This window comes from Steroidobacter gossypii (genome assembly GCF_016801985.1).
GTDB lineage: Bacteria > Pseudomonadota > Gammaproteobacteria > Steroidobacterales > Steroidobacteraceae > Steroidobacter > Steroidobacter gossypii.
This window is the reverse complement of the sequence record NZ_JAEVLS010000006.1, coordinates 277,481-298,317: the sequence shown is the minus strand read 5'-3', so window position 1 is coordinate 298,317 and position 20,837 is coordinate 277,481. Positions and strand designations below refer to the sequence as shown.

The following is a 20,837-nucleotide window of genomic DNA, read 5'->3' as shown; positions in this document are numbered from 1 at the left end:
GATGACTCTACTCCTGAGCTGCGGGCGCGCTCGGCGAGGGCAACGCGCCGGTGGCGCGCCAGACCTGCGTCAGGCCGTCCCGGCCCTCGTAAACGACTTCGAACTGCGGGGAACGCAGCACGGCCTCCATGTCGCCGCGCATGCCCTTGCGTTTGTCGCTCATGTTCTCGCCGCTACCGATGACGAAGATGCGATGGCCACGCTCCTCGCGCAGCAGGTCCTCGAGCATCTTCGCGCTGCTGATCACGCCGGCGCCGGTGTAGAAATCCCGGATCTTGCCGTCGACCAGCTCCACGTAACGACGGGCGTGATGCCGGCTCATCAGCCAGTAGTCGACGCCGCCCAGATAATAAGTCTGTTGCAACACGTCTTCGGCGATGATCACATCCTCCTCGACGATCTGTTGCGCCTTGATGAATTCCGCCGCGCCCTTGTGATCCGGGTGCGACTCGTAACCCGAGTTCACTGTATCGGCGACCACCATCGGATTCACTACCAACGTGGCCGTCACGGCGGCCGCGACTGCTTGTAGCGGCTTACCCTGGAGCCGCGCCATCTTGCGCTCCTGCAGCTTCGCCTGCAGCCAGTCCGTGCCCTTCTGAGCGAAAGCAAAGGCGCACAGAATCATCGGCAACATGGAAGCAACGGTGTAGCGCGGCGGCAGATTCCACACGAAGTAACCGATCGTAAACATCGGAATCCACACGCCGAGCAGCCCGAACAGTGCGTAATCGGCGGCGCGCCGACGCTGCATCAAACGCCACAGCCCCCAGGCCAGCGCAGCCATGGCCAACAAGCCGGCCACTTCGGAGAACGAAAGAATCTTGTAATACGGCCAGATGCTCGGCTGCCCCACCAGCGCGCCGATGACTTTTTTCAGCGAGCCCGGCGTCGAGGCCAGCAGACTGAAATGGATCAACGCCAGCATGCCGCTGCCCAGAGCGAAGATGCGCAGCCTGCGCCAGATACGCGGCCCGCCATAACGGCGCGCGATCACGGTGGCGATGAGGAAGAGCAGCCCGGCGAGGTGATAGTAGAGCTGCAATTGCGACAACAGGCCAAGCAACAGCAGCGCCGCCACGCTGATCGCCGCCACTCGCTGGGGCACGACGCGCGACAGATGAATGGCGAAGAACGCGATCGCCAGTCCCGCGATCCACAAAGCGATTTCGAAGGTCAGCGCGAACGACTGCGGCGCCCGGCTGCGATCCCACAGCGGCGCGCCCAGATCGGCCGCGTATTCCGGCGGCGGCACCGGATATTGCGAATCCACCCAGCCGTTGATGACCAGATAGGAAATCATCACCAGCGTGGCCGCGACGCCGCCGTACAGCAGCTTGCGCAGATCGCCCTGGAGAATGCCGGGCATCATGAACAACAGAATGGCGGTGACGGCGAGCGCCTGCAGATCGATGCCGATCACCAGCGCCACCACGCCGCCCACCAGCCAACGCAGCCGCCCGGTGCGCTCCCACGCGAACACGCAGACCATGCAAGCGGCAACGGCAGCGAGCAAAAAGATATACATGCGCGCCGTCTGCGAATACACGATCATCGATGGCAGCAGCGCCACAGCGGTCGCGAACGCCAGATTCCAGTAAGGACGCAGGAAACGACGGCCCGCCAGCCACGACAGCCAGATCACCGCTACTCCGCACAGCGCCGAGGGCACACGAAATGCCCATTCCGATTCGCCGAACAACTGCACCGAGCCGGCCATGAGATACAGTTGCGTCATGCCGCGCGGATAGAACATTCCGCTGGGAAGGATCGGCGCGCCTTCGCGCACGATGCTCATCACCGCCATGGCCATGGTTTCCTCGTCACCATGCAGGCCGACGTTGCCCAGCCCCCAGAAGCGCAGCCAGGCGCCGACGCTGACAATGACCAGCAGCATGACCCGATGCGCCAGCTGATCTCGTTCCAGCGGCACGGTGACGCGAAATAGATCCGAGAGCGAGCGCATGAGCTCGCCGACGTGGGCCGTCAAGGTAGGACTCACCGGAATCAACCCGCGATTGGCAGCATCCGACAGCATGTGGATGACCCCTTTATATTCGTTGTCCTAATAAGCCTTATCCGTGTTGAATAGTTTCGGCACGGTCAAAAATAAGATCTTGAGGTCCAGCCACAACGACCACTTGCGCAGGTACTCGAGGTCGTAGTGCACCCGCCCCTGCATGTCCTGCAGCCGCGGAGTCGCGCCCCGGAAGCCTTTGATCTGCGCGAGCCCCGTGATGCCCGGCGGGACTTTATGACGCACCATGTAGCCCTTGATGAGGCGACGATATTCCTCGTTGTGGCCGACCGCGTGCGGACGCGGGCCGACCAGGCTCATGCGACCTTGCAGGACGTTGATCAGCTGGGGCATTTCGTCCAGCGAGCAACGGCGCAGGAATTTGCCGAGCGGCGTGACTCGAGCATCGTTGCGACTGGCCTGATCGAGCCAGCCCGAATCCTCGGTGACCGTCATGGTGCGGAACTTATAAATCACGATCTCGCGGCCATCGAGGCCGTAGCGCCGCTGCCGGAACAACACCGGACCCTTGCTGGTGAGCTTGATGGCCGCGGCGATCGCAAGCAGCAACGGCCCGGTGATCGCCAGCACCGAGGCCGAGATCACCAGATCCATCAAACGCTTCGCCGCGCCTTGATAGCCGTGGAATGGACTTTCGCGCATGGCGATGACCGGCACGCCGAGGATCTCGCCGGTGCGCGCCTGGAATTGATCGGAGATCATCACATCCGGCAAATAGTAGAGCGACACGGTGGTGTCGCCGAGCTTGTCCAACAGGTTCTGCACACGACGGATGTGCCGCAACGGCAGCGCAATGAAAATCACATCGATTTCATTCTTTTTGATGTACTCCGGCAGCTGCGACAGCGGCCCGAGCAAGGTGTGAGTGTCGGCCGCTTCGAGCCGCTGCGCGCTCCGGTCGTCGAAGAAGCCATGCACGTGCATGCACAGCTCGGCATGGCGCGCGAAGCGCTCGGCCAGCTGCTCACTCGTTTTGTTGTAGCCCGCGAACACGACTTTGCGAGCGTTGCTCGGCCGGCATAGCACGCGACGTGCGATCTCGTCCAACACCAGCATGCTCGGAACCAACAATGCCGGCGTGGCCACGGCCCACAACAGAATGACCGGCGTGGAATAAGCGCGGGGATAGCCTGCGATGAGACCGATGAGCAGCAGCGCCAGCAACAGCACCGACCAGCGCACCAGCAAGCCCAGCAAAACGACCCGGCGAGGCGCGATCAATTCCGCCGCCGGCGTACGCGGCGACTGCAACAACGTGATCGAAAGAATGGTGACGATGATGGTCACCGCACTGAAATATTCGGTGGACGCGGTGCCGGTCAGCTCGGCCAGCACATACAAGGTAAGAATCGACACCGCCGCGGGAGCGGTCGCGCGTAAAGAGAAATAGATCGCGGCCAGCGCCGACTGCCGCTTGAACAGCAGCGGCGGCGTGATGTCGTAGGCGGCGGCTTGAGAGGGCGTGCTGGTGTCGGGAAGTTTTACTGGTGACAGCCGCGGCTGCGGCGCGCCGGCGAGTCTCACTCTAGGCCGGACCGCGCTGTCTGGAATTGCGCTCATCAATGGGATCCACGAACTCTCGAGATGATCGACGGGACGAGTCCCTTCGATATCGGAGAGCAAGATGCGTACCACGAGCGCGAAACACGACGATTTGACGTATCTGCCGTGTTTGCCGAAACAACTTACTGGGGCGCCCGCCCCTGTCGAGCGAGCGCACCGATTTCTTCGACGTATTTACAAGCGTGTTGTTGTAGAAGTTACCGATTCAACGTCGGTGCTTCCGGCGGATTGGCTGCGCGACCTTCGACTTGCGCCGCCTGCCGGTGCAGCCACAACTCGAGGTTGGTGTAGCCGCTTGCGGTTACCGTGTTCGGATTGGCAGGCAAGTTCACCGCGCGCCGGTTCTGGGCCAACACCGGCCAGCCGCCAGCATTGCGATTGCAGCGTGCGGTGCCATTCGAAGCCACGCAGTTGATGATTCGGCCGGTGCCATTGCGGGTCTGCTCGATGATGCGCCGATCGGCGCTATCGCGATCGGCCGGACGCGCGCCGGCGTAGCGCAGCACATGGTCACGCACCACGTTGTCGGAGGTGGGCAGTGTCGTCATGCCGGCCGGCCAGGCCAGCGGTGAGTTGGCGCGGAAGTTCGGCAGCGGCAGGGAACCGTAGATCGAACCCGCCAGCGACCACGCATCCGAAGTGCTGCCAGCGCCGGCATTGTCGGCGAGGAACACTTTGGCGCCGTTACGCAGAGTCGACGCGTCAGCACGCAAGCCGATCGGCGGATTGTTGCTGGCCGTATCCGGGCCACGAACGAAAACGTTGCCAACCACGGAATTCTGCGTGACATCGCCACGGCTCTGCAGATCGACCGCCGTATTGCCCCAGTTATAGATGAGGTTGTTGACGATGACGGTGCGAGTCGCGGCGGTCATCGGCAGGCGCGATTGCATGTTCGCGAACAGGTTGCCGGCCAGCGTCGCATTGCCGTCGACCGGGCCGAGCAGCACGCCATAGCCGTGCTTGCCTTCGGGGTGGATGGAGTCGTGCAGCGGCTCGGCAAAGATGTTGTTGATCAGGCTGATGTTGTTCCAGTACTGCCAGGCGCTCGCGACCTCGTCGACCGACCAGGTGAAGGTGCAGTGGTCGATGACGATGTTGCTGATCGGCGCAGTCGCCGGCGCCTCGATCTTCAAAGCATCGCGATTGCCCGGCGGCTCGCCGCCGGCGTCATCGCCGGGACGAACGCGGATGTGCTGAACCAGCACGTCGGAGGTCTTCACCAGCAAACCTGCACCACGCAATGTGATGCCAGGCGACGGCGCCGTCTGGCCGGCGATGGTGATGTAGCGATTGCGCAGCGTGAGATCGTCGTCCAGTCGAATGGTGCCGGACACTTCGAACACGCAGACACGCGGGCCCCTGGCGTCGACGCAGGCCTTGAGCGAACCCGCGCCCGAGGCATTCAAGTTGGTAACGCGATGGACCGTGCCGCCGCGACCGGCCGGCGTGGTGATGCCATGACCGATCGCACCGGGCAACACCGGCACGGCATTGGCGATCGGCGCCAGCCCGCAGGCCAGCGCCACCGCAGCGGCAAGTCGGCGAATCAATGGTTTCATGGCGGGAATCTTCGTAGCCATTAACGTACTTACTCCATGAAGAGTTTCAACAGCGGCCTCTGGAGGCCTGCATAGCCGGTAGGTTTTGCAAACACGTGGGTTCGAGCACCGCTTGCAACTCGCGGGAAAACTTACAAGTCTTGTTGCAACGATTACATCGGCTAAGCCCTGAAGCCCGGCCCAGTCTTTGGTGGTTTACGTAGGGCGATTCCCTGCCCGGCATCGGCGACAGTCGCCGGTCTCGCAGACGGCTGCTACGCCCGTTCCGGAGCGGCGCATGAGGCGTGCCCAAAAAATCCCTGCGCGACGGGCACTGAAAGTGCATCGCGCGCGTTGGGCTTGAACCTTCCGAGAACTTGCACGAATGCAACGCAGACCCGCGGCTCTCACGCAACGCGAATACGACCTGCTGATCATCGGCGGCGGCGCCTTCGGCGCGGCTGCCGCACGCGATGCCGCTTTGCGCGGCTTGAGCACCCTGCTGCTGGAACGAAACGATTTTGGCGGCGGCGCCTCGGCCGAATGTTTCAAGATGGTCCACGGCGGCATCCGCTATTTGCAGCATGCAGACCTGCCTCGTCTGCGAGGCTCGTGCCACGAAAGATCCGCGCTGTTGCGAATTGCTCCGCATCTGGTGAGCCCTCTGCCCATCGCCATTCCCACTTACGGACATGGACGCAGCGGCAAAGCGTTTCTGGGTACCGGAGCCCGCGTATACGACCTGCTCACCCTGGACCGCAATCGCGGCATTCGCGATCCGGAACGTAGGATCGGCAATACCCGGCTGCTGTCGCGCAGTGAAGTGCTGGAAATGTTTCCTCACCTGGAGGCGCCCAAGCTCACTGGCGCCGTGGTGTTCGAGGATGGACAGATGTACAACGCCGCGCGGCTGGTGCTCGCGTTCGTGAAGGGCGCCGCGGCAGCCGGAGCGGATGTCTGCAACTACGCCGAGGTGAAACAGTTTCTCTGGTCCGGTAACAACGTGCGTGGCGCTCGCGTTCAGGACCGGCTCAGCGGCGATGAATTCGAGGTTCGCGCCCGCCTGACATTGAACGCCGCCGGGCCATGGGCCGATTACTTATTGCACGACCCCGAGCATTTCGGTCCGGCGCAGCGACTGCCGTTTTCGCGCGACGCCTATTTCATCGTCGACCGCGCGCCCACCTCCTCGTTCGGCATCGCCATTCAAGGCTTGAGCCGCGACAAGGACGCATTGCTCGGGCGCCAGACGCGCCATTTATTTGCCGCCCCGTGGCGAGACAAAACTCTGCTCGGCGTGTGGCATACCTTGTTCCCCGAGTTCCCCGATCAAGCCTGCGTGCAGCCGCACGAGATCGAGGAATGGATGGCCGAGATCAATACCGTCTATCCCACGCTGCAACTGCAGCCCGACGAAGTGAGCTTCGCCCATTGCGGCCTCGTGCCGTTCGGCGAGACCGCCACGGCGACCGAGCTCAGCTTCGGCAAGGAATCGCGCCTGGTGGATCATCGTCGCACTCACAACGTCGGCGGCCTGGTGAGCCTCGTCGGCATCCGCTTCACCATGGCGCGCGTCGACGCGGGTCGTGCGCTCGATTTGCTGCTGAAGCAGATGGAACGAGCCCCGGCGGCGAAACGCACCGACAGCATTGCGCTGCCGGGCGGCGAGATCGAAAACTTCGCCGCGTTCGAAGCCGACGCACGTCGCGACTTGCCCGCAGGCGTCGACGAGAAGAGTCTGCACGGCCTGCTACGCAATCACGGCACTCATTATCGCGCGGTGTTGAACAAGTGCCGCCAGTCGACGTTACTCAATGTGCCGGGCACGAACACGCTGACCGCCGAGGTTCGTCACGCGGTGAGCCACGAGATGGCCGTGCACCTGGACGATGTGATCATGCGCCGGACGGATCTTGCCGCCGGTGCGCATCCAGGCCGGGCAGCGTTGCTCGCCACTGCGGCCGAGATGGGCCGATTGTTGTCGTGGTCAGCCGAGCGCCTGCATCGGGAGATCGCCACGACGGAACACACTCTGCAACGGCATTTAGCGCGCGACTCCAGCTCGACGGCTGCATCAGATCGTACTGAGCTTCGAGCCACGGACGGCGCCAATGCGACAGCGTCCCTGAATGAACCTGTGAGTGAGAGTCATGATCTGAGTCATGGCTCGATGCTTGCAGAAACCACGGTAAGAGCGACGGCATGACTGCTTTCCCGAATACTACGTCTCCCCAGAAACTGCTCGTAACGGGAGCCACGGGCTTCATCGGCTCGCGGCTCGCATTACGCGCCCATCAACTCGGCATCGATGTGCTGGCCACCGGCCGTGCCGAGCTGCATGTCGAAGCCGAGCGCTTGCAGGAACTGCGCGCCGCCGGCATCCGCGTCGAAGTGGGCATGCTGCAGGATCCCGAACTGGTCAATCGCCTGCTGCCCGGGCGGGATACGGTGATCCATCTGGCCGCCGCTCAACACGAGGCCGAGATGCCCGAGTCCTACTTTCGCGCCGTCAACGTGGACTCCGTGCGTACGTTGCTGGCCGCATGTCGCGACCACAACGTCCGTCGCTTCGTCTACGGGAGCACCATAGGCGTTTATGGCGATGCAAGCGAATCGTTGCTGGACGAAGACAGTCCGGTGCGTCCGGATAACGTTTACACCAGCACCAAGCTCGAAGCCGAATCGCTGGTGCATGCCTTCGAGCAGGACTTCGAAACCTGCATCGTGCGCATCGCCGAGACCTACGGCCCGGGCGATCGACGCCTGCTCAAGCTGTTCCGAAGCATTGCCCGTGGCCACTTCGTGATGATCGGCAACGGCAGCAACCGTCGACAATGCATCCACGTCGACGATCTGGCGCGCGGCCTGCTGCTCGCCTCGCAACATTCAGCCGCTGTGGGCCGGACATTCGTGTTAGCAGGTAGCGAGATCATGACGACGCAGGAAATGGTTCGGCGCATCGCGATGGTGCTGGAGCGCCGGCCGCCTCGGCTGCAGTTGCCGATGTGGCCGTTCGTGGCGGCCGCGGGCGTGCTGGAGACCACGCTGCCGCCGCTGCATATCGCGCCGCCTTTGCACAGCAGGAGACTCGATTTCTTTCGCAAGTCTTTCGTTTTTTCAACGGCGCGGGCACAGTCGTTGCTTGGGTTTCATCCGGCGATCGATTTCCGCACCGGCGCGGCCGACACGGTCAGCTGGTATCGGGCACGCGGCCTGTTGCCGCGTCCCTCAGTCACGGAGCTCGCCGATAGGCAATCGGCTTGAAAACTATGTCCGCTCACTTTCACGGTTCGACGTTTCGCTCGCGACACCGGCGTCTGCAACGGCCGGCCACCATGGACCTCGACACGACCGCCGACGTCCACGAAGAAAGCACCGCCGATCTCGAACCAGCGACTGCCGACATCGTGCCCAGCGACGTGCCACGTCCCGTGCTGGCGACAGCGACTCAGCCGCGAATCGCCACTGACACGGCAGCGGCTGCGAAGCCGCTAAGCACGCCGACCGTCGACATAACGCCCGCCGAAGCGCCAATCAAAGCCGCTATCACAGTCGACGTACCGTTGCGAGCCGTCGCGCCCGTGCCGAAAGCTTCGACCGAGCTCACCAGCGATGTCGCGCAGCCTGAAGTTGCACCTCCTGCGTCAGCGCCTCGCAAGATCCCTGCACTGAAGGCAGTTGAAACGCGGCGGCCGGCGCTCGCTCCGGGGAAAGTGCTCTGTGACCGATATTTGCTCGAGCAGGTGATCGGGTGCGGTGGCACCGCCATCGTGTTCCGTGCACGGGACATGCTGTCCGCCAAGGGCACTGCGCCGAACCTTCAAGTGGCCATCAAAACGCCGCGCCCCGAGCTCGGCGATCCAGAGCGCGCCGCCAGGCGCCTCAAGCATGAGTTCGAGCACGCCAAGCTGCTGTCACATCCGAGCATCGTGCGTGTCCTCGACCTGCACGAGGACGAGGGCCGCTGTTTCATGACCATGGAGCTGGTCCAGGGCAAATTGCTAGCGCAGATGCTGCGCGATTGGACCATGTTGCCGACGCCGCTGGCTTACAAGATTCTGCGTCAGTGCGCCGGAGCCCTGGCCTACGCGCATAGCCAGAATGTCGTGCACGGCGACTTCAAGCCCGGCAACGTCTTCATCACGCCGGAAGAAGGCGTGCGCATCGTGGACTTCGGCACCGCCGCCGGCCCCATGAGCAGCGACTCACGCATTCCTGCCGGCACTCCGACCTACGCGAGCCCCGAAGTACTCAGTGGCGAAACGCCCGATGTGCGCGACGACGTGTTCAGTTTTGCTTGCGTGGCGTACGAGCTCCTTACCGGCCAGCATCCGTTCGGCCGGCAATCCTCGTTGCAGGCTCGCGACGAACAAAAGATTCCGCCGCGAGCATGGAACCTCTCGACCTCGCAGTGGCTCTCATTGCTCTCGGCCCTGTCATGGAAGCGCGAGCAGCGTCCCACCAATGTGGAGGAACTGCTGACCCGCTTGCATCCCGAGCCGCCGGTGGCCGCAACACCGCCGCTCGATCACGTCGATCCCGAGGAAATCGTGCCCTCCGAACTGCCTGCCGACCTCATGCCCAAGCAACGCAGCTGGGGGTTCTTCGCTTTCATCGCGTGCGCGTTGCTCGTTACTTACTTCGCGTTTCAACGCCAGAATGCGACCGACGAACCTGGCGCGGCGGTGCCTGCCATCGTGCCCACGGCAACCAGCGCACCGCCGCCTGCAGCGCCTTCGCTGGATTCGACCTCGGAAGCCCAGACAGCAACTCCGACAGCGACTGACCAGGCCGCTGAGGCCACCTCTGAAACGGCCAGCACACCAGCGATAGCAACTCCGACGGCTGCGGCCAAGCCACGCGCCGCGGCGGCGCCGGTCAGCGAAATATCGTTCGAGTCATCCAGCATCGTCACCAGTGAGTCGTCGGTGGCGGCGGTGTTCCTGATCAAGCGCGGGCAGCCGTTGTCGGGACGCGTCACTGTGAGTTGGAAGGCCGTCAGTGGCTCTGCCGATGCAGGCATCGATTTCGCTTCGGCCGCCAGCGGCACGGTGACCTTCGCCGACGGCCAGGCGCAACGCGCGATCTATGTGCCGTTACGAAACGATTTGCTCAAGGAAGAGGACGAGAACTTCTTCGTGGATCTGTTCGCCCCGAAATCGGCGCGGCTGGGCAAGACCGCGCGCGCCGAGGCCATCATCCGCGACGACGATTGATTCGCTCGTCTTCAGCTGCGCACTGCCACCGCAGCCACTTTCTTGCTCAACACGCTGACCTTCTTGCCGTACATCCGGAACAGGATGCGCATGCCCAGCTCCAGCACGCTGGTGACCGCCAGGCCGACGTAGTTCAGCGGGTTCTTCCAGAACACGTACAGCTTCAAGGCGAACGGCTTGATGTCGCGAAAGCCGCCCAGCTGCAACAGCTGCCCCAGGCTGTATTCCGTGACGATGTAAAAATGGTCAATGTTGTGCGCAAGGTTTTCAGCGCCGACGAATGGATTGGCGCCATTCATCGCGTACACGATCACACGGCCGCCGGGGCGCAACGCGGCGTGACATAGCTGCAGAAATTCGATCGTCTCCTGGTGCGTAAGGTGATTGAGCTCCTGCTCTGGGATGATCACGTCGAATTCGCCACGCACGTTCTCGAGATACGGGAACGCTTCAGCGGTCTCGCACGGCAAGTTGCGCCGACGCGCATGCTCGACCTTGGTCGGATCCGAATCGATGCCCACCACGGATCGATAGCCCGCCTGAGACAGCACATCGACCAGATAGCCCGGCCCGCAACTCACCACCAGAATCCTGGCGTTCTTGTCTGCAGGCAGATGCGGCAGATAGTTGGCGCGATAGTAGGCGGCAAACGAGCGGTAACCGGCCTCGATGTTGGCCGGCGCCTGCCAGTACGAATCGAACGGCTCGAGGCGGGCCGCGAGCACACGCCGTTGCGGCGCCCGCTCGGTGATGGCGCGTTCGGTCACGTTGGGCTGAGCACTCATGATGATTGGATCCCCGGAAATTTCCGACCGTGAGGTCATTCGGCTAAATACCGCTCGAGCCGGCTTGGTTCCCCGAAGTTACACGAAGTGAACTCCTGACGCTGCGTCCGGCGGCGGCATGGAACTTGCTCCTGCTCAGCAACGATGCGCATCCTATTTTGTAACTATGAGTATCCGCCCCTGGGCGGTGGCGGCGGCGTGGTCATGGCCGCGCTGGCCCGGCAACTGGCCCGTCGTCATGAAGTGACAGTGATCACTTCACGAGCAGGAGATCTAAGCTCGGAGTCACGAGATGGCGGGGTGCGCGTGCTGCGCGCTCCGGTGTTCTTCCGGCGGGAGCTGGCGGTGGCGAATCTTCCCTCCATGGCGGCATATCTGCCGATGGGCCTGCTGCGCGGGCTGCGCTTCAACAGGCACGATTTCGACGTCATCAATACTCACTTCGTGGTGCCCACCGGACCGCTCGGGCATGCGCTCGCCCGCTGGCATGGCATTCCAAATGTTTTATCCGTGCACGGCGGCGATCTGTTCGATCCCAGCAAGGGCAGCTCTCCGCATTTGCACGCGCCGCTACGTGCCGCGGTCCGCTGGATGCTCAAGGCAGCCGACGATGTGGTCGGTCAGTCGCGCGACACGGTTCGCCACGTCAATGAACTGTATGGCGTGCAGCGACCGGTCGAGTTGATTCCGTTGGGCATCGATCGGCCGCCACCGGTGAGCGCGGCTTCGCGACAGGATCTTGGCTTGCCCGCCGATGCGTTCGTGATGATCACCATCGGCCGCCTGGTGGCTCGCAAAGCCACCACGCAGCTCATCGACATGTTCGCCGCCAGCAACATCGCCAACGCGCACCTGGTGATCGTCGGCGATGGGCCTGATGCGGCGGCCGTGGATCGCCGCGCCAATGAGCTCGGCGTTCGCCATCGCGTGCACATGCTCGGACAAGTTTCCGATGCGGAAAAGTACGCCGCGCTCTCGGTGTCAGATGCGTTTGTCACCGCCAGTCAGCACGAAGGCTTCGGCCTGGTGTTCCTGGAAGCGATGGCATTCGGCTTGCCGGTGCTTTGTTACGATCGCGGCGGACAGACCGATTTCCTGGTGACCGGCGAAACCGGGCACGTGGTCAGGTTGAACGATCAGGAAGCGTTCGTGCGTGCACTGATCCAGCTGCACGCCGACCGGGAGGCACGCGAGCGCTATGGGCGGCACAATCGCCAACTGGTGGAGAATTATTTCATCGACACCTGCGCCGCGCGTTACGAAACGATCTTCAATGCCGCCATCGAGCGCCGCGCCGGCACGCCACGCGGCCTGACCTCTCCCTCTTCCTAGTCAGCAGTCAGCAGTCACTTCATCCAATGTGTGGAATTGCGGGACTCATCAACTCCGATCCGCAGCGTGACGTAGCGCTGAAACGCATGCTCGGCGCGCTCCAGCATCGTGGCCCCGACGGCGAGGGCATCCACCACGACGAGTACGCAACGCTGGGCCACCGTCGCCTGTCCATCATCGATCTGGCCGGCGGCCAGCAGCCGCTCTACAACGCGGATCGCTCGCTGGTGCTGGTCTGCAATGGCGAGATCTATAACTACCGCAAACTGCGGCAGCGCCTGGAACAGGACGGCCATCGCTTTCTGACCAACAGCGACTGCGAAGTCATCCTCGGCCTGTACGAGCGCCACGGCGAGCAGTTGCTGGACCACTTGCGCGGCATGTTTGCGTTCGCCTTGTGGGATGTGAAAAAGCGGCGCCTGCTGGCGGCTCGCGATCATCTCGGGCAGAAACCGTTCTTCTACAGCGGCGGCGAACAAGGCTTTGCGTTCGCTTCGGAGATCAAGGCGCTACGCGCGCTCGATCGCCGACGACCGCGAATGAATCTCGCGGCGCTCGATCAATACCTGGGTCTGCGTCTGATCGACGCGCCGCTGACGATGTACGAAGACATCCACAAGCTGCCGCCGGGACATCTGCTGACGCTCGAAGCAGGCGGCGAGCCGCGCATCCGTCGTTACTGGCATTTGCGACAGAATCCCAAGCTGACCGGCAGCGAGGCACAACTGCTGGATGAGTTGCAGGCCAGGCTGCAGGAAACACTTCGCCTGCACATGGAAAGCGACGTTCCGGTGGGTGCGTTCCTGAGCGGCGGCATGGATTCGAGCCTGCTGGTCGCCATGCTGTCGCGCGACCTCAAGGTCAGCAAGCTGCCCACCTTCACCATGGGGCTGAGCTATCAGCGCTTCGACGAAGCGCCGGCCGCCCGCGCGGTCGCGAAGCTGTTCGGTACGGAACATCACGAACAGCGCGTGCAGCCGGAGATCGCCGCGCACCTGCCCGATCTGGTGTGGGCGCTGGATGAACCTTCGGATCCCTTGTCGTTGTGCACCTGGCTATTGGCCAAGTTCACGCGCCAGCACGTGAAGGTCGTGATCGGCGGCGATGGCGGCGACGAATTGTTCGGCGGCTACGATCGTTACTATGGCAACCTGTACGCCGCTCGATACGGTCGGCTGCCCGAAGGCCTGCGGCGCAAGTTGCTGGCGCCGGCGATGGCGATGATTCCGGAGTCCGGGTGGTACAAGAGCCTGGGACATCAGCTGCGGTGGCTGCATCATCTTTCATTTCATTCGGGCAGCGCGCGTTACGCGGCCAGCTTGAACTATTTCTATTTCGACGCCGACAAGCGGCAGAAACTGTACACGCGCGAAGTGCAGGAGCGCTGGCCTGAACTGGATGCCGAGGCCGCCATTCGCCGGCCGTATGAAGAAGCCGAAGGCGGCGAGCTGGATCGCATGCTGTACGCCGACAGCCTGGTGCGGCTGCCGAATCATCCCGTGATGATCACCGATCGCATCTGCATGGCGCATGGCCTCGAGGCTCGCAGCCCGTTCATGGACCACGAACTGGCCAGCTTCGCAGCCCGCCTGCCGGCTGCAATGAAAGTACGAGGCGGCACGCTGCGTTACATTCAGCGCAAGCTCGCGGCGCGCTACCTGCCTTCGGAGATTCTCGATCGCCCGAAGCAGGGATTCTCATCCGCCCTGCCCTATCTGTTGCAAGCGGAATACACGCGCTTGTACCAGACTTGCTTGAGACGATCGCTGCTGGTGCAGGATCGCGTGCTCGAACGCCAGGCGATCGGCCAGCTGGTCGACGAGCACCTGGCGAAGCGCGCCGATCATGGCAATCGGCTGTGGCTGCTGATCAACGCCGAAATCTGGTATCGCATGTCGATTCTCGGCCAATCCAAAGAAGACCTGCGCAGGGAACTGGTGGCGGACGCACATGACACGCGTCGCGCAGGTTGACCTCCGTCAATAAACAATGAAAACGTCGCTGCGGATCATCGTCACGCTGGTGCTGTGCGCGCTGTTGCTGATCTACGTCGTCGACGTGGATCTGGTGATCAAAACGCTCGGCAACTGCGATCCTCTATGGGCGCTGGTCGCGTTGGCGGCATTTCTGCTCGACCGCGTGCTCATGAGTTACAAATGGGGCCTGTTGCTGGCAATCCGCGGCTACAGCGTTTCTCTCGTGCAAAAGCTGATGGTCTACTGTAGCGCCATGATGTGGGGACTGGCGCTGCCGAGCACCGTGGGCGCCGACGGCATCCGTGTGATGCTGGTCCGTCGCTTCGGCGTGCGCGTGGACGACACGCTTGCAACCATTCTGGTCGAGCGCGGCATTGGCTTCATCGTCGCGCTGCTGACCGCAGTGGCCAGCCTGCTGATTCTCCGAACGGTGCTGCCGCAAGACGAAGTATATGACTACGGGCTGGCGTTCGGCGTGGCGGGGCTGCTGGCCGGCATCGTCATCCTGGTGTTTTCGTTCACCGATCATGCCCTGAACTCGGTGCTGCGACTCGTTCCCCAACGGTTTGCGGACAGCTCCGCGGTCCGGCTGCTGAAGCGACTGCATGAAGCCTACGCGTCGCTCGCCTCCGATCGCCCTCGAATCGCCGCGTTCTCGGCGTTGACGTTGGTCGAGCACGTCATGGTGATCGTGTGTTACGCCCTGGTCGCCAGGGCCCTGGAGGTGCAGTTCAGCCCCATGTTCATATTCGCGGCCGTGCCGCTGGCGATTCTGGTGTCGCGACTGCCCATTTCGCTGGACGGCATCGGCGTCTACGAGGGCATTTTCATCGCCATCATGGCGTTGGGCGGCGTTCGACCGGCGGATGCGTTGGCCGTGTCGCTGGCGGCCCGAGCTTTGCAAGTAGTTGTATGGTTCCCGTGGTGGCTGATGCTCGCAGCCCGAACGGGGATGCGCCCGCCCTCCGAGGCGGTGACGCCAGCGGCAGCACCGACAAACCCAGCGGCAGCACCGACGAATATAGGAACCACACCATGAGCGCAGACAGTGCAGCGTTCCGTGAAAACAGACAGTCACGCGCCGCCAGCCCGCTTCGCGCGGATCTGCGGCGTCGATATGAAATGACCTCCGGAAGCAAACTCCACCGTGTGTTGACCTGTGCCCGCTCGCCCGGCGTGCATGCCGTGCTGGTGTTGCGTTTCGGACAATGGAGCCAGCGTCGCAACAAACTGCTGCGCATCCTGTTCGATCCGATCTATGCGATTCTGAATTTTTTCATCCAGGTGCTGTGGGGCATCGAGATTCCGCGTCGAGCCAAAATCGGGCCGGGCCTGTACATCGGCCATTACGGCGGCATCACGGTTTCTTCCGGCGCGGTGATCGGGCGGGATTGCAATCTTTCGCAGAGTATTACGATCGGCGTGTCTGGCGCGGGCTCCAAGCGAGGCGCACCGACCATCGGCGACAATGTCTATATCGCTCCCGGTGCGCGCCTGGTGGGCAAGATCACCATCGGCAACAACGTGAAGATCGGCGCCAACGCCGTGATCCACAAGGATCTGCCGGACAACGCCATCGCGGTGATGGAGCCGGGCTTCAAGATCATCTCCTACGCCGGCAACCGGCGCATCGGCGACGGTGACGCGATCGGCGAGTGACCCCTGAAAGACTACGCCCCAGGCCGGTTCTCACCTGCCTGGGGCGGTCCCCCTGAGCACTCTGTTGTTGTAGGCCGCAGTCAGCGAGCGTACGAGTAATACGCCCCTTCGTCTTGCGCCTCGGATCGATTCAACACCACCCCCAGCAAATTCATTTCCTGCAGCAGCTCTTTCGCGCCGCGCAACGCGTCGCGACCGGTCGTGCCTTCGGCGACTACCAGCAGCATGCCGTCCACCTGTGGCGAAAAGGCCAGCACGTCATCGGAGGCCAGCACCGGCGGCATATCGAAGATCACGATCCGGCGCGGCTTCTCCGCTTCCAACGCCTGCACCAGCTCGTCCATGCGCGGCGAGGTCAGCAGGTCCGACGCGTTGGCGACCGCCTGGAAGTTGGGAATAACCGCGAGCCGTTCTGCGGTGCTTGGCGAATAAACGATCTGTTCGAAGGTCGCGTCGCCCAGCAGGAAGTCGGTCAAGCCGCGCTCGCCATGGCTGTTGGTCAGGCCGAGATAGTCGGCCACTTTGGGCCGCTGCAGGTCCAGATCCACCAGGAATACCCAGGTATTGGAATCCTGCGCCAGCGCCATGGCCAGATTGATCGAGGTCAACGTCTTGCCTTCGCCGGCGGTCGCGCCGGTGACGGCGAAAGAGTGCCACTGATTCGCGTCCAGTCGCCGCAGCATGCGAGTGCGCAGAATCTTGTAAGCACGCAACGCGCCCGGATCGGTGATGTGCGGAAGGATGTAGTTTTCTTCGAGCACCGCGCGATCCAGCGATATGGGCTGGAATCGCCGCACGTTGGATGTATCCGCGGCGGGAGGCGGTACGCGTCGCAACCTCGGGCGGCCGCCTGACTGCTCGGGCGGCGTCGGGCGCTGATATCGTTCCGCCGTCTTGCGCACTGCCTCTTCAATGATGCTCATTTGCGGACTCTCGTGACTGTCTGGTCAATATGCTCGGCGCTCACGCCATGAATCGAACGACGACGGCTGCGCACGCCATGGCGAGCACAGCTAGTGCGGCCGTCGCCGCATAGGCTGGCGCGGGCGCCTTGCGCTTGCCGCCGCTGGCACGCTTGATCACCGGCACGGCGGTCAGCGGTGCGACGCCCAGGATGTCCTGAATGTCACGAGCACCGCGCACTGTGGTGTCGAACAACTGCGCCATGATCACCATCGTCACTGACGCAATCAGGGCCAACACCACCGCGATGATCATGATAGCCGCACGCGCCGGTTTGGCGGGCCCTTCCGGAATCTTGGGCGTCGACTTGACCCGGAATTTGTCGGCGGTGCCGCCGGCGATGGCTGCTTCGCTGACTTCAGCATCCATCTGACGGCGCAGCAACTCGTCGTACTTGGCGCGGGCGCTGGCCAGATCGCGCGTCACCGCCTGATATTCGCGCTCCACTTCAGGCGCCGCGACGATGCGGCCTTCCAGGCTGCTCAACTTGGTCCGTAACTCCATGGCGCGTGCCTGCAACGCCGCCAGCTGCGTGTCCGTGGCATTCAGCTGAGTCTGCAGCTGGATGGCCATCGGCGAGTCGGCGGAAGCGGTGCGATCGGCGGTTTCACCGGAGGCAATCCGCGCTTGCAACGCTTCGATATTGCGCTGGATGCGTTGTACGTCCGGATGATCTTCGCTGTAACGCTGCCGGGCTTCGGCCAGGATGGAACGTTGCGTCTGCAGCTGGGCCTGCAGCGACTGGCCCGCGGCGGAGCCGCCGGCGCGCAGCTGATCGATCTGCCGACGCAGCATGATCAAATCCGGATGGCTCTGATCGTACTGCACGCTCTTGCGAGCATATTCATCTTCGAGCGCGCGCAGATTGGCGGTCTCGGGACTGGCGGCGCGCGCCTGCTGCAATTGAGCCACGAGGAACACACGCTCCCTGCGCAGGGCCTGCATCTGACTCTCGACGTTCTGAATCTCGTTCTCGGTGCGGTCCATGACACTGAGATTCATCTCGTTGAGCTCGGGCAGCTTGCCGACGTGCTTGGACTTGAATTCGGCCAGCTTGGCTTCGAGACCGGCGACGTGGGTGCGAATGCGTTCGGCTTCGCGCGCGAAGAACTCGGCCTTGCCAGCAGCCTGGCGCCGTCGATCGTTGCGATTCTCTTCGAGGAATGAATTCACCAGCCATTGCGCGCCCTGCTGCGCACGTTCCGGCTGACGATTGTCGTAAGCGACGGTAAACGCCGTGACCACGTCGCGCTCGCGACCCGTGGTGGGGTCGAGAATCGGCACAGTGACGATGTCGACCTTGATGTCGCCCCGCAGCCTGGACAGCGCAGCCGAAGGATCTTCGGCCTGATCGTCGTACAGCTGATGTTCCGCCAGCAGCTTGGCCAGATTGCGATCGCTCAACACCACCGTGCTGAGGCTGCGCACGTACTGGTCGGCATACGGCGACTCGTCGGGATCCTGGCCCAGGGCGTTGGGATTTTGTTTGATGTTTTGCGCGCCCTCCAGCTCGATCTGCCCGGAGGAGCGATACACGTCGGGCAAGCCGAGCGCCAGCGCCGCGCCGATGGCGATGATGGGCAGGGCCACCAGCAGCAGCAGCTTGCGACGTTTGCGCAGAATGCCCAGATACTCGCCGAAACCGGCGCTTTGCGGCTCTTGGCCGGCGTTGAGTGAGGATGGCGTCTGCATTGTTAGCTTGGGACTGCGCGGTTGTTGCAACGACGGTTGGAAACGATTGCTAGATCACTCGATCGAACCCTGGCCAGCTCGCTCTCGGACACGGGCGCCCCGCCTAATCGCGGCGCTTCGGTTCGTACACGATGCCGAGCAGAAACGAGTTTGCATCGCGCTCCAAAGGCTCGTCTTCGTATTCCTGCCAACGATAGTTGTAGGTGCCGACCAGCGACCACTGCCTCAGCCAGCGCCATTCGAAACCCAGCTCGCCCGTGGCGTATTCGCGCGTCGGATAGGTGCCGTCCTCGACCTGCTCGTCCCGCGACAGGCGGGCTCCGGCTCGCAGGGCAAATCGCTGCGAAACGTCATGGTCAATCCTTACACGCAACTGATGACGCTCCACAACGGTTCCCGCCGACACTGGCCCGACGCTGCGAGTGAGGTCGATGAACAAAGTATTGCGCGCGCTCGACCACTGGCCGCCGGCGCCCGCGGTGATATTGGTGTCGCTGCTGCCGCGCTCGGGCTTGGTTTGCTGGGCGCCCACCCGGACATAAGCCCGCGAATTCGGCGAGTACTGGGTATTCCATTCGAGCTCGCCACCGTAGGCGTCGGTGGTGGTAGTCGTCTCGTACTGGAACGCCACGGCGCGGAACGATAGTGCAGAACGCTGTGAAGTCAGCACGCCGAGCCCGGCCCCGGCGCCGACCTCGCTGAAATCCTGCTGGAAGCCGCTCAGCTGGCGATCGAACGTGGCATCGAGATAGTGGGCGTTGAGCTCCATGCGATAGCGCTGCGAGATGTCGTATTCGAACTCGGGCGCGATTCGGAAGAAGTTGCGCCGGTTCCGCTGCAGGAAGCGACCCGAGTCGCCTTCGGTAGGCTGCCCGAGATCGCCGCCCTCGCCCGCATCGGGCAACTCGCTGCGGACCACGTCTTCCTCCGAATAGAGGAACGGCAAGTTGAAACGCCGGCGCGGCGTGACATCCGACCAGCCGCCGGTCAGATAATAGTTGTTCGCATCCTCGCTGCGCTCGTTCGGGAAGTAGGTCGAGACCAGGCGGGGCGTGATCTCGAAGTTGGTGCGCGGATCGACGGTACGAAACGTCACTCCGACATCGGCCTCGCCGCCGGACACGTCCACTTCCTGCCCCTTGGGATACAGACGAAAGTTGTCGCTGTAGCGATATCCCGCCTGCACGCGCGGCTCCACTTCCCAGTTCGCCGCGGCTGCGGTAGAGCACAGAGCCACCGACAGCGGCAGGCTGATCCAGGTCCGACCCGTCATACGTTTACGGCACAACAACGATGTCTCCTGCGATCAGTTCGATGTTGGTTTCGAGACGGCGGCCGCGCACCACTTCGGGATAGCGGAACGCCATCGCCGTTTGTTTTTCGCCTTGACCGCGCAGCACGATGATGTCGTTGGTGGCCGCGAACGGCGTCATGCCGCCGGCCATGCTCAAGGCCTGCATGATGTTGACGCTGGGATTGACGATGAACTCGCCCGGCTTGTTCACTTGCCCGAGCACGAAGATCTTGTTGCCCTTGATCTCCTGTACCGACACCGTGACCACCGCGCCGGAGATATATTTCGACAGGCGCTCCGACACCAGCTTGTTGAGATCGGCAACTGTCTTGCCGCGCGCATCGACCTCGCCCACCAGCGGAAATGAAAACGCGCCGTCGGGGCGCACCAGCACCTGCCGCTGCAGGTCCGGCTCCTTCCACACGGAGATTTCCAGCGTATCGCCGGGCTTGATGATATAGGACGCCTGCTGCGCGTGGGCCGCTTGCAGCCCCAGCACAACCATCATCAGCATCCCCCAGACCCATCGGATTCTCGACATCGATGCGGCTCCTCCAAACATAAGCGGTCGTTACATGCGCATTGCGTTGGCCTGTCCTTTGCAGGTCACGTGCCAACGATGCTGCGTGTCGGCGGTTGGCGCCAACGCGGTCCGGACACAAGGTTTCGCCGCCGCGTTGTTACTACCACCGTAGAAAGGCGCGCGTGTGGGCAAAGTTCCTGCAAAGGCCGTAAAAGCTGACGCAGGCGGGGTTGTAAGAACGTCGGGAAATACAGG

Annotated in this window: 15 protein-coding genes; 7 read left to right on the top strand and 8 right to left on the bottom strand. The window is 62.9% G+C overall.

The window, feature by feature from the left end:
* Positions 1-7 precede the first annotated feature (7 nt).
* The 3 genes from JM946_RS25035 to JM946_RS25025 form a co-directional block, all read right to left on the bottom strand.
* Positions 8-2,038 carry an ArnT family glycosyltransferase gene (locus JM946_RS25035; RefSeq protein WP_203170111.1) on the bottom strand — a complete coding sequence of 677 codons (2,031 nt, stop codon included), beginning with the start codon at positions 2,036-2,038 and terminating at the stop codon, positions 8-10.
* Between the two features lie 27 nt (positions 2,039-2,065).
* Positions 2,066-3,598, bottom strand: coding sequence for an undecaprenyl-phosphate glucose phosphotransferase (locus JM946_RS25030; protein ID WP_203170110.1), 1,533 nt, complete (start codon positions 3,596-3,598; stop codon positions 2,066-2,068).
* Between the two features lie 200 nt (positions 3,599-3,798).
* Positions 3,799-5,184: a pectate lyase family protein gene (locus JM946_RS25025; RefSeq protein WP_218043106.1), complete on the bottom strand. Its 1,386-nt coding sequence runs from the start codon at positions 5,182-5,184 to the stop codon at positions 3,799-3,801.
* A 343-nt stretch (positions 5,185-5,527) separates the two neighbouring features.
* On the opposite strand from JM946_RS25025, the gene JM946_RS25020 reads away from it, so the two are divergent.
* The 3 genes from JM946_RS25020 (at position 5,528) to JM946_RS25010 (ending at position 10,358) form a co-directional block, all read left to right on the top strand.
* Positions 5,528-7,348, top strand: a complete 1,821-nt coding sequence (locus tag JM946_RS25020) for a glycerol-3-phosphate dehydrogenase/oxidase (protein WP_203170108.1) — start codon at positions 5,528-5,530, stop codon at positions 7,346-7,348.
* Positions 7,345-8,406: an NAD-dependent epimerase/dehydratase family protein gene (locus tag JM946_RS25015; RefSeq protein WP_203170107.1), complete on the top strand. Its 1,062-nt coding sequence runs from the start codon at positions 7,345-7,347 to the stop codon at positions 8,404-8,406. The genes JM946_RS25020 and JM946_RS25015 overlap by 4 nt, the downstream gene beginning before the upstream one ends.
* 71 nt (positions 8,407-8,477) lie before the next feature.
* Positions 8,478-10,358, top strand: a complete 1,881-nt coding sequence (locus tag JM946_RS25010; RefSeq protein WP_218043105.1) for a protein kinase domain-containing protein — start codon at positions 8,478-8,480, stop codon at positions 10,356-10,358.
* Between the two features lie 11 nt (positions 10,359-10,369).
* Here the strand turns inward: JM946_RS25010 and JM946_RS25005 are convergent, their stop codons facing one another.
* Entirely contained in the window at positions 10,370-11,143 is a 774-nt protein-coding gene (locus JM946_RS25005; RefSeq protein ID WP_203170105.1) for a class I SAM-dependent methyltransferase, read from the bottom strand.
* Positions 11,144-11,287: 144 nt separating this feature from the next.
* On the opposite strand from JM946_RS25005, the gene JM946_RS25000 reads away from it, so the two are divergent.
* The 4 genes from JM946_RS25000 to JM946_RS24985 are packed head-to-tail and all read left to right on the top strand — an operon-like array spanning position 11,288 to position 16,110.
* The gene (locus tag JM946_RS25000) at positions 11,288-12,475 is read left to right on the top strand and encodes a glycosyltransferase family 4 protein (RefSeq protein WP_203170104.1); all 1,188 of its coding nucleotides are present in this window, start codon (positions 11,288-11,290) and stop codon (positions 12,473-12,475) included.
* A gap of 26 nt (positions 12,476-12,501) precedes the next feature.
* The gene (gene asnB / locus JM946_RS24995) at positions 12,502-14,448 is read left to right on the top strand and encodes an asparagine synthase (glutamine-hydrolyzing) (protein ID WP_203170103.1); all 1,947 of its coding nucleotides are present in this window, start codon (positions 12,502-12,504) and stop codon (positions 14,446-14,448) included.
* 16 nt (positions 14,449-14,464) lie between these two features.
* The gene (locus JM946_RS24990; protein ID WP_203170102.1) at positions 14,465-15,490 is read left to right on the top strand and encodes a lysylphosphatidylglycerol synthase transmembrane domain-containing protein; all 1,026 of its coding nucleotides are present in this window, start codon (positions 14,465-14,467) and stop codon (positions 15,488-15,490) included.
* On the top strand, positions 15,487-16,110 hold the full coding sequence (locus JM946_RS24985; RefSeq protein ID WP_203170101.1) for a serine O-acetyltransferase: 624 nt from the start codon (positions 15,487-15,489) through the stop codon (positions 16,108-16,110). Before JM946_RS24990 ends, JM946_RS24985 begins: the two co-directional genes overlap by 4 nt.
* An 80-nt stretch (positions 16,111-16,190) precedes the next feature.
* Here the strand turns inward: JM946_RS24985 and JM946_RS24980 are convergent, their stop codons facing one another.
* The 4 genes from JM946_RS24980 to JM946_RS24965 form a co-directional block, all read right to left on the bottom strand.
* Complete coding sequence (locus tag JM946_RS24980; RefSeq protein WP_203170100.1) at positions 16,191-17,033, bottom strand: CpsD/CapB family tyrosine-protein kinase; 843 nt, start codon at positions 17,031-17,033, stop codon at positions 16,191-16,193.
* A 40-nt stretch (positions 17,034-17,073) separates the two neighbouring features.
* A complete protein-coding gene (locus JM946_RS24975; RefSeq protein ID WP_203170099.1) occupies positions 17,074-18,765 on the bottom strand; it encodes a GumC family protein in 1,692 nt (563 codons plus the stop codon).
* Positions 18,766-18,868: 103 nt separating this feature from the next.
* The gene (locus JM946_RS24970) at positions 18,869-20,056 is read right to left on the bottom strand and encodes a hypothetical protein (protein WP_203170098.1); all 1,188 of its coding nucleotides are present in this window, start codon (positions 20,054-20,056) and stop codon (positions 18,869-18,871) included.
* Positions 20,043-20,600, bottom strand: coding sequence for a polysaccharide biosynthesis/export family protein (locus tag JM946_RS24965; RefSeq protein ID WP_203170097.1), 558 nt, complete (start codon positions 20,598-20,600; stop codon positions 20,043-20,045). Before JM946_RS24965 ends, JM946_RS24970 begins: the two co-directional genes overlap by 14 nt.
* Between the last annotated feature and the right edge of the window lie 237 nt (positions 20,601-20,837).

Bases quoted from the DNA above. Each gene is read 5' to 3' on its own strand.
- JM946_RS25035 (WP_203170111.1), bottom strand. From the start codon at position 2,038: ATGCTGTCGGATGCTGCCAATCGCGGGTTGATTCCGGTGAGTCCTACC.
- JM946_RS25030 (WP_203170110.1), bottom strand. From the start codon at position 3,598: ATGAGCGCAATTCCAGACAGCGCGGTCCGGCCTAGAGTGAGACTCGCC.
- JM946_RS25025 (WP_218043106.1), bottom strand. From the start codon at position 5,184: ATGGCTACGAAGATTCCCGCCATGAAACCATTGATTCGCCGACTTGCC.
- JM946_RS25020 (WP_203170108.1), top strand. From the start codon at position 5,528: ATGCAACGCAGACCCGCGGCTCTCACGCAACGCGAATACGACCTGCTG.
- JM946_RS25015 (WP_203170107.1), top strand. From the start codon at position 7,345: ATGACTGCTTTCCCGAATACTACGTCTCCCCAGAAACTGCTCGTAACG.
- JM946_RS25010 (WP_218043105.1), top strand. From the start codon at position 8,478: ATGGACCTCGACACGACCGCCGACGTCCACGAAGAAAGCACCGCCGAT.
- JM946_RS25005 (WP_203170105.1), bottom strand. From the start codon at position 11,143: ATGAGTGCTCAGCCCAACGTGACCGAACGCGCCATCACCGAGCGGGCG.
- JM946_RS25000 (WP_203170104.1), top strand. From the start codon at position 11,288: ATGCGCATCCTATTTTGTAACTATGAGTATCCGCCCCTGGGCGGTGGC.
- asnB (WP_203170103.1), top strand. From the start codon at position 12,502: ATGTGTGGAATTGCGGGACTCATCAACTCCGATCCGCAGCGTGACGTA.
- JM946_RS24990 (WP_203170102.1), top strand. From the start codon at position 14,465: ATGAAAACGTCGCTGCGGATCATCGTCACGCTGGTGCTGTGCGCGCTG.
- JM946_RS24985 (WP_203170101.1), top strand. From the start codon at position 15,487: ATGAGCGCAGACAGTGCAGCGTTCCGTGAAAACAGACAGTCACGCGCC.
- JM946_RS24980 (WP_203170100.1), bottom strand. From the start codon at position 17,033: ATGAGCATCATTGAAGAGGCAGTGCGCAAGACGGCGGAACGATATCAG.
- JM946_RS24975 (WP_203170099.1), bottom strand. From the start codon at position 18,765: ATGCAGACGCCATCCTCACTCAACGCCGGCCAAGAGCCGCAAAGCGCC.
- JM946_RS24965 (WP_203170097.1), bottom strand. From the start codon at position 20,600: ATGTCGAGAATCCGATGGGTCTGGGGGATGCTGATGATGGTTGTGCTG.